This window comes from Pseudomonas sp. CC6-YY-74 (genome assembly GCF_002025205.1).
Taxonomy (GTDB): Bacteria; Pseudomonadota; Gammaproteobacteria; order Pseudomonadales; family Pseudomonadaceae; genus Aquipseudomonas; species Aquipseudomonas paeninsulae.
In genome coordinates this window covers 1,233,404-1,246,196 of sequence record NZ_CP019947.1, presented here as the reverse complement: position 1 = coordinate 1,246,196, position 12,793 = coordinate 1,233,404, and the positions used below count along the sequence as shown (strand labels likewise).

Genomic DNA, 12,793 nt, shown 5'->3' with positions numbered 1-12,793 from the left:
GATAAACGAGCGGATAGTCACCTTAACCCTAGGGAAGCTCGGCTTTTCACCGACGATCTCTACATCTCCCCTTTGCAGATAAGCAATTTACCTAGCCTGCTCGCCGCGGGGCTTTAGCTTAACTTTATCAACGCTTTCCAGTAGAATCGGCCCGCCTTTTATAGGCACCAATGTCCGTTGGAAGCTGTTTTCAAAGCGTCACGAGCACAGTCGATCCTGCAGGTACGATGTTGACGCAGGCCCTTGGAACGCCCGTTCAAGTGTCTGCGTCAGCCCTCATCAAACCGTCCTGCCGGCGTAAAACTTTGAAAACAGCTTCTGCAAGAAACCTCTGAAACCTCGGCTGAGGGGCCCATAAAGCCACGAAGCGCCTGGTTCAGGGTTTTCTGGATCGCGTCCCGGACAACCCTTTGGGACCACTGATGAGGGTAATAACTGTGCTTGAAGCCTATCGCATACACGTAGCAGAGCGTGCCGCTCAGGGTATCGTGCCCCAGCCGCTGAACGCCGAACAAACCGCAGGCCTGATCGAGCTGCTGAAGAACCCGCCGGTTGGCGAAGACGCCTTTCTCCTCGACCTGATCACCAACCGCGTACCGCCAGGCGTGGACGAAGCCGCCTACGTCAAGGCCGGCTTCCTCTCTGCCGTCGCCAAAGGCGAAGCCTCTTCCCCGCTGATCGACAAGCAACACGCCGTCGAACTGCTCGGCACCATGCAGGGCGGCTACAACATTGCCACCCTGGTTGAGTTGCTCGACGACAGCGAACTGGCGGCTACAACTGCCGCCCAACTAAAGCACACCCTGCTGATGTTCGACGCCTTCCATGACGTCGCGGAAAAAGCCAAGAACGGCAACGCTCTCGCTCAAGGCGTACTGCAGTCCTGGGCCGATGGCGAGTGGTTCAAGAACCGCCCGACCCTGGCCGACAAGATCAGCCTGCGCGTATTCAAGGTCACCGGCGAAACCAACACCGACGACCTCTCCCCTGCGCCTGATGCCTGGTCGCGCCCGGATATCCCGCTGCACGCCCTGGCCATGCTGAAAATGGCCCGTGACGGCATCGTGCCGGACGAGCAAGGCGTCACTGGCCCGATGCAGCAAATCGAAACCATGCGTGGCGAAGGCTTCCCTATCGCTTATGTGGGTGACGTGGTCGGTACCGGCTCCTCGCGCAAATCCGCCACCAACTCGGTGCTGTGGTTCTTCGGCGACGACGTACCGAACGTGCCAAACAAGCGCGCTGGCGGTTTCTGCTTCGGCAACAAGATTGCTCCGATCTTCTACAACACCATGGAAGACGCCGGCGCTCTGCCGATCGAGTTCGATGTATCGAACATGCACATGGGCGACGTGATCGACCTGTACCCGCATGCGGGCAAAGTCTGCAAGCACGGTACTGACGAGGTTCTCACCAACTTCGAGATGAAGACCCCGGTACTGCTCGACGAAGTTCGCGCTGGCGGCCGTATCCCGCTGATCATCGGCCGTGGCCTGACCGAGAAAGCCCGTGCCGAACTCGGCCTGGGCCCAACCGACCTGTTCAAACTGCCTGAGCCTCCGGCTGTCAGCACCAAGGGCTTTACCCTGGCGCAGAAGATGGTCGGCAAAGCCTGCGGTCTGGCTGAAGGTCAAGGTGTACGCCCTGGCACCTACTGCGAACCGAAGATGACCACCGTCGGTTCCCAGGACACCACTGGCCCGATGACCCGTGACGAGCTGAAAGACCTGGCTTGCCTGGGCTTCTCCGCCGACCTGGTCATGCAGTCGTTCTGCCACACCGCGGCTTACCCGAAGCCGATCGACGTGACCACCCACCACACCCTGCCGGACTTCATCCGCACCCGTGGCGGCGTGTCCCTGCGTCCTGGCGACGGCATCATCCACAGCTGGTTGAACCGCATGCTGCTGCCGGACACCGTCGGTACCGGTGGTGACTCGCACACCCGCTTCCCGATGGGCATCTCCTTCCCGGCCGGTTCTGGCCTGGTAGCCTTCGCCGCAGCCACCGGCGTCATGCCGCTGGACATGCCAGAGTCCATCCTGGTGCGCTTCAAAGGTAAGCTGCAACCGGGCATCACCCTGCGTGACCTGGTGCATGCCATTCCTTACGCAGCCATCCAGAAAGGCCTGCTGACCGTCGAGAAGAAAGGCAAGATCAACGCCTTCTCCGGCCGCATCCTCGAGATCGAAGGCCTGGACGAGCTGACTGTAGAGCAAGCGTTCGAACTGTCCGACGCCTCGGCCGAGCGTTCGGCTGCTGGTTGCACCATCAAGCTGCCGGAAAAAGCCATCGCCGAGTACCTGCGTTCGAACATCACCCTGCTGCGCTGGATGATCAGCGAAGGCTACGGCGATGCACGCACCATGGAACGTCGCGCTCAGGCGATGGAAGCCTGGTTGGCCGATCCTAAGCTGATGACTGCCGACAAGGATGCCGAGTACGCCGAGATCATCGAAATCGATCTGGCCGATATCAACGAGCCGGTCCTCTGCGCCCCGAACGACCCGGACGACGCCCGTCTGCTGTCCAGCGTTCAAGGCGAAAAGATCGACGAAGTGTTCATCGGCTCGTGCATGACCAACATTGGTCACTTCCGCGCAGCCGGCAAGTTGCTGGAAAAAGTCGAAGGCTCCCTGCCGACACGCCTGTGGCTGTCGCCGCCGACCAAGATGGACCAGCATCAGCTCACCGAAGAAGGCTACTACGAGATCTACGGCAAAGCCGGTGCGCGTCTGGAAATGCCTGGCTGCTCGCTGTGCATGGGTAACCAGGCACGCGTTGAGGCGAACTCCACCGTGGTATCGACGTCGACCCGTAACTTCCCCAACCGTCTGGGCGATGGTGCCAACGTCTACCTGGCTTCGGCCGAGTTGGCTGCGGTTGCGGCGATCACCGGCAAACTGCCGACCGTCGAGGAGTACATGGTCTACGCGAAGGAAATCGACACCATGGCAGCCGATGTCTATCGCTACCTGAGTTTCGACCAGATCGCCGAGTTCCGTGAAGCTGCAGCGAACGCCAATATCCCGGTCGTTCAAGCCTAACGCAACAACGCAACAACGCAGCAAGAAGAGCCCGCCATCGTGCGGGGCTTTTTCTTTTCTGAAGCCCTTGCAGGTGATGCCCAGCAACTACCTTTTTCAAGCGGGGGTAACAGCGGCCTCACTCCCAGCATACGAAGCCATTCATGAAAATCTGGCTTATCGCGGCTGTATGCGCTTTCGCCCTGGCCGGCTGCAGCAGCGAATACAGCATCACCACCAGCGATGGCCAGATGCTGACCAGCGATGGCAAGCCTCGCCTGGATAAAGACACCGGCATGAGCGAGTTCACCGACAGCGAAGGCCGCGAGCAGCAGATCCCGCAAAGCAACATCAAGCAGATGCTCGAACGTTGAGCGCGGTTTGCTCATAGCGGCCATAGCATTGCCGTACGCCAGCCACAGTTCCGCCAGCACATCTCGGGTACTGGCATATCACTTGCTTAACCCCAGGTAACAGAGCCCTTCCAACGGCTGAATAGACAATGGTGTCGCTCCAATCGCTGGGTCATGCAGCTTGGTGCGGCACCTTTTTGTGTTGATCTGGGAAAAGCGCCATGAGCGAGCATACACACAGCCGTATCGATACACAGGCCTGGCCTGCCGGCAGCGAGGCTCCGGAAAAGCGCGTACTGAACGTGGGCTTTATGGCCCTGACTGATGCCGCGTCGGTGATTGTCGCCGCCACCCAGGGCTTCGCCGAGAAATATGGGTTAACCATCAACCTGCAGCGCCAGGCGTCCTGGGCAAGCCTGCGCGACAAACTGCTCAGTGGCGAGCTAGATGCCGCGCACAGCCTTTATGGCCTGATTTATGGCGTGCAGCTTGGCCTTGGCGGCGCGCCGGCTACCGACATGGCGGTGTTGATGGGCCTGAACCAGAACGGTCAGAGCATCAACCTGTCACATGCACTGCAATTCGCTGGTGTGACCACAAGCGACGCACTAAATCTGCACGCGCACCAAAAAGGCGCAAGACTGACCTTCGCTCAGACGCTACCCACCGGCACCCATGCCATGTGGCTCTACTACTGGCTGGCCAGTCAGGGCATTCACCCACTCAACGATGTCGATAGCGTGGTGGTGCCACCGCCACAGATGGTCGCTCATCTCAAAGCCCGGCGCATCGACGGCTTCTGCGCGGGCGAGCCTTGGTGTGCCCAGGCGGTCGATGAAAACCTCGGATTCACCCTGGCCACTACCCAGTCGATCTGGCCCGACCACCCGGAAAAGGTCCTCGGCTGTACCCGCGCCTTTGTCGAGCAACATCCCAATACCGCCCGCGCCTTGGTGATGGCCGTGCTGGAGGCCAGCCGCTTCATCGACGAGAACGAAGAGAACAAGCGCAGCACCGCGCAATTGCTCAGCGGCAATGACTATGTGGATGCGCCTCTGAGCGCCATTCAGCCGCGCTTCCTCGGCCAGTATCAGGATGGTCTTGGCCATGCCTGGCTGGACCCGCACCCGCTGCGCTTTCACGCCGACGGCGCAGTCAACATGCCCTACCTCTCCGACGGCATGTGGTTCATGACCCAGTTTCGCCGCTGGGGCCTGCTGCGCGACGACCCCGATTACCTCGGTATCGCCCGCCAGGTACAACAGCTTGACCTCTACCGCCAAGCGGCGGAGGCTTTGAATATCAGGGTGCCGACCGAACAACGCAGCGCTACGTTGCTCGATGGCAAGACTTGGGATGGCTCAGATCCGGCTGGCTATGCCCGCAGCTTTAACCTCCACGCCTTGGTCGATAGCGACGTTGTCGCCCTGTAATTGCCCGGAGAATCACCCCTATGCTGCGCATCCTATTGATCAACGACACCCCGAAGAAGGTCGGTCGCCTGAAAGCCGCGCTGATCGAAGCCGGTTTCGAAGTGATCGACGAATCCGGCTTGACCATCGACCTGCCCGAACGCGTCGAGGCGGTACGCCCCGATGTGATCCTGATCGACACCGAATCCCCCAGTCGTGACGTGATGGAGCAAGTGGTACTGGTCAGCCGTGATCAGCCGCGCCCGATCGTCATGTTCACCGACGAACACGACCCTGGCGTAATGCGCCAGGCCATTCAGTCTGGGGTCAGTGCCTATATCGTCGAAGGCATCCACGCTCAACGCCTGCAACCGATACTCGACGTGGCCATGGCCCGCTTCGAGAGTGATCAGGCGCTGCGCGCACAACTGCAGGCCCGCGACGCGCAGCTGGCCGAGCGCAAACGCATCGAGCTGGCCAAAGGCCTGCTGATGAAGATGAAAAGTTGCAACGAGGAAGAGGCCTACACCCTGATGCGCCGCCAGGCCATGAGTCGTCAGCAGAAACTGCTCCAAGTCGCCGAACAGATCATCGCCATGCACGACATGCTCGGTAACTGATAGCCGGGCAACCTTTCGCCCCCGCTGTACGCCTGCAGAACTGTACCGCTCGACGAGCCGCTGTTCGGCTCGTCGAGGCTTTCGCCACACCACTGTACGGCGGCAACACCGAGCGAGTGTGCCTGCTGTTAAGGGCTGCGGCTGGCTAAAGTAGATAAGACCTTTGCCTACTGCGAGCCGCCCATGAACAACCCTTGCGAAGAACGCCAGCTCCTGGTGGATGCCGACCAGCGCGCCCTCAACTACTTCGACGGCATTGCCGAGCGCCCGGCGTTTCCCTCCGCCTCAGCCATTGCCGGACTGCAGGCCTTCGAGCGGAGCCTGCCAGACCAGGGCTACCCCGCCGGCCAGGTGCTCCAGCAGCTGGATGAACGCGGCTCGCCCGCCACAGTCGCCTCCAACGGCCCGCGCTATTTCGGTTTCGTCATCGGTGCCACCCTGCCCGCCGCCGCCGCTGCGGAGCGCATGGTGCTGGCCTGGGATCAATGCGCCTCCTCCTTCGATAACTCACCGGTGGCCGACTGCCTGGAACGTATCGCCGGGCGCTGGGTCACCGAGCTGCTCGGCCTGCCCCGAGACAGCGCGGTGGGCTTTGGCACCAGCGCCACGGCCTGCACCTTGGCCTGCCTGAGCGCGGCCCGTCGCGCCTTGCTGGCACGCAATGGCTGGAACTTCGATGAAGACGGCCTGAACGGTGCGCCGACGGTGCAGGTGGTGGTGTCGGCCACCTGCCATGTCACGGTCATCAAGGCCCTGCGCATCCTCGGCTTCGGCGTCAAGCGCTTAAAGATCGCGGCCACCGACGCGCACGGGCGCATCGACCCTGGACAACTTCCCGCGCTGGACGAACTGAGCATCCTCTGCCTGCAGGCCGGCGAAGTGAATACCGGGGAGTTCGACCTCTTTACGGCGTTGATCCCCACCGCCAAGGCCGCCGGCGCCTGGGTGCATGTCGACGGCGCCTTCGGCCTCTGGGCGCGCGCCTCCTCATCGGCGCACCTAGCCGCAGGCGTCGAGCTGGCCGACAGTTGGACCACCGACGGGCACAAATGGCTGAACACCCCCTACGATGGCGCCATGGCCATCTGTCGCGACGCCGATGCCCTGGCCAGCGCGATGAACAGCGATGCGGTATATGCCAGCGCGTCCAAGGATGCGCAAAAGAACCTCAACCTGGAATTCTCCCGCCGTGCCCGCGGCATCCCGATCTGGGCTGCGCTGTCCTCCATGGGCCGCGACGGCTTGCGCGAGATGATCGACCAGCATATCCGCCAGGCCGGCCAACTGGCCGATGCATTGCGCGCCGCTGGCTATCAGGTGCTTAACCGGGTGGTACTCAATCAGGTGCTGGTGCGCGCCGACAGCGACGAACAGACCCTGGCGATTCGCCTGGCGGCCCAGCAATCTGGTCTCGTCTGGTTCGGCCCGACCGTCTGGCAAGGTCGCCCGGCCTTTCGCCTGAGCATCAGCTCTTGGCGCACCACCGACGCCGATATCGCGCTGCTGGCAGACCTGTTGCTGCGCCTGAAAAGGCAGCTTGCATAAGAGGGCTTGAACACAGTGACGCCCATCATCGTCAAGATGCAGGGCGTCTATGCAGCGCACCCATCCTGCAGCTGATTTCAGTTGCCAAAACAGTATCCAACGACGCTTACAAGACACTCGACAACCCCCTGGCAGTCGGCTTATCTTCGTCACCTGGCCAGCGCACTGGCCAACGTCGCTCGGACGGTTCCGGGCGCTTACGTTTTCGAGGACAGCATGGCTGACCAAGCTCCGCGCCGCTTTGCGCGCATCGATCGACTCCCGCCCTACGTATTCAACATCACTGCCGAACTGAAGATGGCTGCCCGCCGCCGCGGCGAGGACATCATCGACTTCAGCATGGGTAATCCCGACGGCCCGACACCGCCGCATATCGTCGAGAAACTGGTACAGGTCGCCCAGCGCGAAGACACCCATGGCTACTCCACCTCCCGTGGTATCCCACGTCTGCGCCGCGCCATTTCGCGCTGGTACCAGGATCGCTACGCCGTCGAGATCGATCCGGAAAGCGAAGCCATCGTCACCATCGGTTCCAAAGAAGGCCTGGCGCACCTGATGCTCGCCACCCTGGATCATGGCGACACCGTACTGGTACCCAACCCCAGCTACCCGATCCACATCTATGGCGCGGTGATCGCCGGTGCCCAGGTGCGTTCGGTGCCGCTGGTGCCCGGCGTGGACTTCTTCGCCGAACTGGAACGGGCGATTCGCGAGTCGATTCCCAAGCCGAAGATGATGATCCTCGGTTTTCCCTCCAACCCCACCGCCCAATGCGTGGAGCTGGACTTCTTCGAGCGCGTGGTGGCCCTGGCCAAGCAGTACGACGTGCTGGTAATTCACGATCTGGCCTATGCCGATATCGTCTACGACGGCTGGAAGGCCCCGTCGATCATGCAGGTACCCGGGGCCAAAGACATTGCCGTGGAGTTCTTCACCCTGTCGAAGAGCTACAACATGGCCGGTTGGCGTATTGGCTTCATGGTCGGCAACAAGGAACTGGTCAACGCCCTGGCGCGGATCAAGAGCTACCACGACTATGGCACCTTCACTCCGCTGCAAGTCGCCGCCATCGCGGCGCTGGAAGGCGATCAACAGTGCGTGCTCGATATCGCCGAACAGTATCGCCAGCGCCGCAATGTGCTGGTCAAAGGGCTGCATGAGATCGGCTGGATGGTGGTGAACCCGAAAGCTTCGATGTACGTCTGGGCGAAGATTCCCGAAGCCTACGCCAAGCTTGGCTCGCTGGAGTTCGCCAAGAAGCTGCTGCTGGATGCCAAGGTGTGCGTGTCACCCGGCATCGGCTTTGGCGATTACGGCGATGACCATGTGCGCTTTGCCCTGATCGAGAATCAGGATCGCATTCGCCAAGCCGTACGCGGGATCAAGGCAATGTTCCGTGCCGATGGCTTGATTCAGGCCCCAGTGCCGAGCAAACCGCGCAAGACGCCTACAGACAGCTAAGCAATTCGTCACTTTGCTGTCGTGCCCGCTAACGCATTGTAGCGGGCACGACAGCGGGTAGCCCGTCTGCGTATTAGCCCGAATAATCCAGCACCGTCCACACCCGAGCCAGCCCATTGCCAAGCATGCAGCCAGCGTCGTCTAGTTGCTGGTTGTTGTGCAGCGACATCAGGGTGGTGGCACCGTCCGCATCATCGGCGCGCTCGGTCAGCCATTGCACCCGGCCGCAGTTGGTCGTTTCGATCACATAGCTGGCGGCCACTGCAGAATGCCGGCTGGCCAGCTTGATCACATCCACCACGGTGCCGCGCTCCTCCACCCGCTTGCCATCGGAGATGAGTACCGCCCACGCCTGGCTGTTTTCAATCACCAGATAGGAGCCATTGGCCTTGGGTTGCTCGACCTGCGGCTGGGCGCAGCCTGCCAGCAGCCCCAGCAGCCCCAGCAGCCCCAGCAGCACAATTGTCATCAGCATCTGTTGCATTACTAGTTGCTCCTCTGCAGTCCCGACGGTCAGTGGCTGTGCAAGCGGCTGGCGAGGGTGATCGAGTGAATACCCGGGTGGGTCTTGGGATTACTATTGTCGAATACTGTTTATTTGTACAGTCCTTTTCGACTACCCTTGTCTCAGTCATCTCGTCAGGTCTGCTGGCTACGGACACCTGACCAAACCACAGCGTCAATCAGGAGCACAACGATGCTGGACGTCATACAACTGAAACACAGCATGAACCGGATGCCCCTGGATAAAGTTCGTGCCACCGTCGCCGAACTGCACCTGGAGGGCATTGTCACTGAGGGGCGAACCCCTTTCACCCGCGTGCACTTCAACACCTGCTTCGCCGAAATCGAAGCCCTATTGCAACGCGCCGGCTATCACAAGCAACTGGACGTGGTGGGCTATCAAGGCCTTGCCTACGCGATGTTCGACCCTGCGCGCTGGGATGCTGTCGATGTGCTCAAGTGGCTCAAGGAGTTTGTCGAGGAGGCGCAGGTTAAACCTACCGTGCAATAAGTCGCGGGCGCAATCAAACGACCCGCTCGATTGCACGGGCTGCGCCCTCGACGTAGGAGCGAGGGCCGCAGGCCAAGTAGCGCCGCCATCTGGCCGCGCGTTTGGCACAGGTACAGAGCAAGTCTCCACCAACATCCTTCACGTTGCCGAACAGGCCGTCTGCCACTAAGCGGATTGCAACATGGCGAATCGAGCATGAGTGATGAGACATCGAGGCGGTGTTTCAGAATTAGTGACAGTCGGCGGCAAAGGAACGAAGGGCTACTGTTGGTCTTTGTACTTGGCCGCACTCTGCCTGAGAAGGGCAACGCCGAAGGACATCATCAGCACGCGAGCAACGCCTGCCACCACGAATACCTTGGGGGGAGGTAAAAACAAAGGCACTCAAGACTGAGGGCCCATAGCCTGCAAGAAGCGGTTGACTGCTTCAACCCTGGAACCCAGCCAGCAGACCCGATCCCCTGCACACAACCGCTTTCAGTCGCAGGCAGCTGTGGAGGAGGCTCGATCACCCTGTTCGGATGATCGAGCAGCAACTGACCGACCAAAAGTCAGTTTGCCGGATACTCCGCGACCACTTGATCGCTACCCGCCTTGCTCAAGCCGATGACCTGATAGGCCTGCTGCTTGCCGCCGACCTCCATACCAGGAGAATCTGCCGGCATGCCCGGCACAGCAATCCCAAGCAGATCGGAGCGCTTGCTCAACGCCACAATCTGCGCCGCCGGCACGTGCCCTTCGACGAACTTGCCATCGATCACCGCGGTGTGACAGGCGGCCAGGCGCGGAACAACGCCGAGGCGCTGCTTGACTGCCGTCATGTTCGATTCGACATGATCGATGACCTTGAAGCCATTGGCCTCAAGGTGCGCGACCCATTTCTTGCAACAACCGCAGTTGGCGTCGCGGTGCACATCGATGCTCAGCGGATCAGCCGCTTGCGCCGCAGAGCCGCTGAACAATGCAGCCAGTGCGGCGACACGCAGTAGTCGCCCCCCGTACAGGCGTCCCTTAGTTGGCATGGACATGCTCCTTGCCATCGGCATGGGTGTGAGAATTGGCAGCCAGTTTGGACTTGGCCGCGGGCTTGTCAGCTGCTTGCTCCGCGTCATGGTGGCTCATCCCAACCATCTCACCAGCATGGTGATCTTCGCCGGCGGCGTCATGCCGGCTTGCCCCGGCCGCTTCGCCAGCATGGTGGTCTTGAGCTGCCGAGTCATGGTGACCGGCCTCAGCCTTTTCGCCGGCATGGTGATCTTCGCTGGCTGCGTCATGCTGACTGGCCCCAGCCGCCTCGCCAGCATGATGATCTTCGACTGCCGCGTCATGCTGACTCATCCCAGCCATCTCACCGGCATGGTGGTCTTCGTCTGCCGCTTCTGCGCCGCCGTGCTGACCTTCATGGTTGTGCATGATGGTCTCACCGCCGCCATGCTGGTGACCGCTGCTGGAGGCGACCAGCGTTTGATACTGCTGCGCGTCGAGCGTCGGCAATTGCTGCATGAAGGCGACCATTCCCCAAATATACGGATCACCCATGCTCTTGCCCCACGCGGGCATGCCAGTGGCCTTGATGCCATGCTTGATGGTCCAGAAGGTCGCCGCCGGGTTGCCATTGACGCCGATCTTGGTCAAGTTCGGCGGCGCGGGATAGAGGCTCTGACTCAACTCGGTTTCGGCTGTGCCAGGCGCCAGGTGACAGCCAATGCACATCGAGTTGTAGTTACCGGCCCCGGCACGGATCAGCGCCTCATCCTGCAGATCAGGCACCTGAATATCCCGCGAGCGCACCTCGATGGAGCGATCACGGGCCATGGTCAAAAAGGCATGCACAGCCGGCAAATGGGGATCATCGGCACCGACGTTAACCAGACCAAAGTAGGCAACGGCGGTGGCCGCAGTGCCAGCGACGACACTGGCTGCAAGCAAGGTTTTAATTGTTCTTTTCATCTCAGGTCCTCAAAACCACAGCCGAATACCGGCGACAAAGCGCGCCTCGCTAACATCACCGCCTTCATCGCGCAGCAGGTCGGCAGTATTGCCGTAGGCACGATTCCAGGTCACCCCGATATAGGGTGCGAACTCGCGGCGGATTTCATAACGCAATCGCAGGCCCACCTCAGTATTTGCCAGCCCGGAGCCAATACCGCGCTCAGGGTCGTTCTTGCCATAGAAGTTCACTTCAGCAGTGGGCTGCAGGATCAGGCGGTTGGTCAGCAGGATGTCGTAGTCGCCTTCCAAACGCGCGGCAGTCTGGCCGTTCTCGCCGATAAAGGCCGTGGCTTCAGCTTCGAAGGCATAGAGCGGCATGCCCTGGATGCCGAAGGCCGCCCAGGTCTGTGGCGAGCCGGGTTTGAAGTCCTGGCGAATCCCGCCGACCACATCCCACCAAGGGCCGATGGCGTGGCCCCAGAGCGCCTGGATTTCTGCCTCTTCGGTCACGCCATTGGTTCGCTCACCTTCGGAGCGCAACCACAGGCGGTCGATATCGCCGCCGATCCAGCCGGAAGCGTCCCAACTGAGTACGCTGCCTTCATCGGCCGCCTGATACTCCAGCTGATCGAGCAGGAAGAACGCGTTAATCGCGTCGTCATGCACGTTATGACCCTCCAACGGCGGGAACGCAGCTTCACGATCGGCATCGGTCAGCACGGGAATCGGCGTGCGACTGGTGGTGCGCGGCGCGCCTTCTGCGCTGTCCTGGTCCATCTTGCTGTGATCCATGGCGCCGTGGTCCATCGAGCTCATTGAGCCCGGGTCCATCTGCGCATGATTCATTTTGCTGTGATCCATCGCGCCCATGTCACTGGACTGCGTGGACTGCATGGCGCCATGCCCCATTGCCGCATGGTCCATCGGGGCGCCTTCGCCGCCGTACTGATTGGCCGGGGGCGTTTTCGTCGTCGATGCGGGTTGTGCCTCGACCGCCGTCGGCGCGGCCGCAGAGGAGTGCATCGAATGATCCATGGGCTCGGCAGCGCTGGCCATGCCGGCCGTCACTGTGCCGAGCGAGACTGCCAAGGCAATCAGGGTCGGGCGTGAAAAGCTACTGGTCATGATGGTTATCCGCCGCAGCCGGGTTGGCGTTGTGCTCATGCTTCATGGTGCCATGCGCCATCTTGCTGTGATCCATCGCGGCATCCGCCATGGAACCCTTGGCCATGGCGGCGTGATCCATTTTCTGGGCGTCAGCGGCATGGCCCATATGCGCGGAGGCGGCCTTGTCGGCAGCGGGCGCAGCGAGGTGCACTTGCTCAGCATGAGCGCCGGATGCAAGCGCGCCAGGCACCTGTACAACACTCAGTACACCGAGGATTAAGGCGCTAGCGACCAGCGCTTTACGATTGAGAAATTTGCTCAT

The 12,793-nt window shown here is 61.1% G+C and carries 12 protein-coding genes; 7 read left to right on the top strand and 5 right to left on the bottom strand.

Annotation, left to right across the window (positions count from 1 at the left end; all coding sequences use genetic code 11):
* Positions 1 to 437 precede the first annotated feature (437 nt).
* The 6 genes from acnB (at position 438) to alaC (ending at position 8,417) form a co-directional block, all read left to right on the top strand.
* Complete coding sequence (gene acnB, locus B2D37_RS05815) at positions 438 to 3,047, top strand: bifunctional aconitate hydratase 2/2-methylisocitrate dehydratase (protein WP_079201833.1); 2,610 nt, start codon at positions 438 to 440, stop codon at positions 3,045 to 3,047.
* A gap of 143 nt (positions 3,048 to 3,190) precedes the next feature.
* The gene (locus tag B2D37_RS05810; RefSeq protein WP_079201832.1) at positions 3,191 to 3,400 is read left to right on the top strand and encodes a YgdI/YgdR family lipoprotein; all 210 of its coding nucleotides are present in this window, start codon (positions 3,191 to 3,193) and stop codon (positions 3,398 to 3,400) included.
* A 200-nt stretch (positions 3,401 to 3,600) separates the two neighbouring features.
* Positions 3,601 to 4,812, top strand: a complete 1,212-nt coding sequence (locus tag B2D37_RS05805; RefSeq protein ID WP_079201831.1) for a CmpA/NrtA family ABC transporter substrate-binding protein — start codon at positions 3,601 to 3,603, stop codon at positions 4,810 to 4,812.
* Positions 4,813 to 4,832: 20 nt separating this feature from the next.
* A complete protein-coding gene (locus B2D37_RS05800) occupies positions 4,833 to 5,411 on the top strand; it encodes an ANTAR domain-containing response regulator (RefSeq protein ID WP_079201830.1) in 579 nt (192 codons plus the stop codon).
* Positions 5,412 to 5,594: 183 nt separating this feature from the next.
* The gene (locus B2D37_RS05795) at positions 5,595 to 6,956 is read left to right on the top strand and encodes a pyridoxal-dependent decarboxylase (protein WP_079201829.1); all 1,362 of its coding nucleotides are present in this window, start codon (positions 5,595 to 5,597) and stop codon (positions 6,954 to 6,956) included.
* Between the two features lie 216 nt (positions 6,957 to 7,172).
* Entirely contained in the window at positions 7,173 to 8,417 is a 1,245-nt protein-coding gene (alaC, locus tag B2D37_RS05790; RefSeq protein WP_079201828.1) for an alanine transaminase, read from the top strand.
* Positions 8,418 to 8,490: 73 nt separating this feature from the next.
* On the opposite strand, the gene B2D37_RS05785 is transcribed toward alaC, so the two are convergent.
* The gene (locus B2D37_RS05785) at positions 8,491 to 8,901 is read right to left on the bottom strand and encodes a hypothetical protein (RefSeq protein WP_079201827.1); all 411 of its coding nucleotides are present in this window, start codon (positions 8,899 to 8,901) and stop codon (positions 8,491 to 8,493) included.
* A gap of 213 nt (positions 8,902 to 9,114) precedes the next feature.
* On the opposite strand from B2D37_RS05785, the gene B2D37_RS05780 reads away from it, so the two are divergent.
* Positions 9,115 to 9,432, top strand: a complete 318-nt coding sequence (locus tag B2D37_RS05780) for a transcriptional regulator (RefSeq protein ID WP_079201826.1) — start codon at positions 9,115 to 9,117, stop codon at positions 9,430 to 9,432.
* Positions 9,433 to 9,983: 551 nt separating this feature from the next.
* Here the strand turns inward: B2D37_RS05780 and B2D37_RS05775 are convergent.
* From B2D37_RS05775 to B2D37_RS05760, 4 genes are read right to left on the bottom strand one after another with little or no spacing between them, the layout of a single operon-like run.
* Positions 9,984 to 10,454, bottom strand: a complete 471-nt coding sequence (locus B2D37_RS05775; RefSeq protein WP_079201825.1) for a DUF411 domain-containing protein — start codon at positions 10,452 to 10,454, stop codon at positions 9,984 to 9,986.
* Positions 10,444 to 11,382 (bottom strand): c-type cytochrome, encoded by a 939-nt coding sequence (locus tag B2D37_RS05770; RefSeq protein WP_079201824.1) that lies wholly within the window; start codon positions 11,380 to 11,382, stop codon positions 10,444 to 10,446. The genes B2D37_RS05775 and B2D37_RS05770 overlap by 11 nt, the downstream gene beginning before the upstream one ends.
* A gap of 9 nt (positions 11,383 to 11,391) precedes the next feature.
* Positions 11,392 to 12,489, bottom strand: coding sequence for a copper resistance protein B (locus B2D37_RS05765; RefSeq protein WP_079201823.1), 1,098 nt, complete (start codon positions 12,487 to 12,489; stop codon positions 11,392 to 11,394).
* A complete protein-coding gene (locus tag B2D37_RS05760; protein ID WP_079201822.1) occupies positions 12,479 to 12,793 on the bottom strand; it encodes a hypothetical protein in 315 nt (104 codons plus the stop codon). The genes B2D37_RS05765 and B2D37_RS05760 overlap by 11 nt, the downstream gene beginning before the upstream one ends.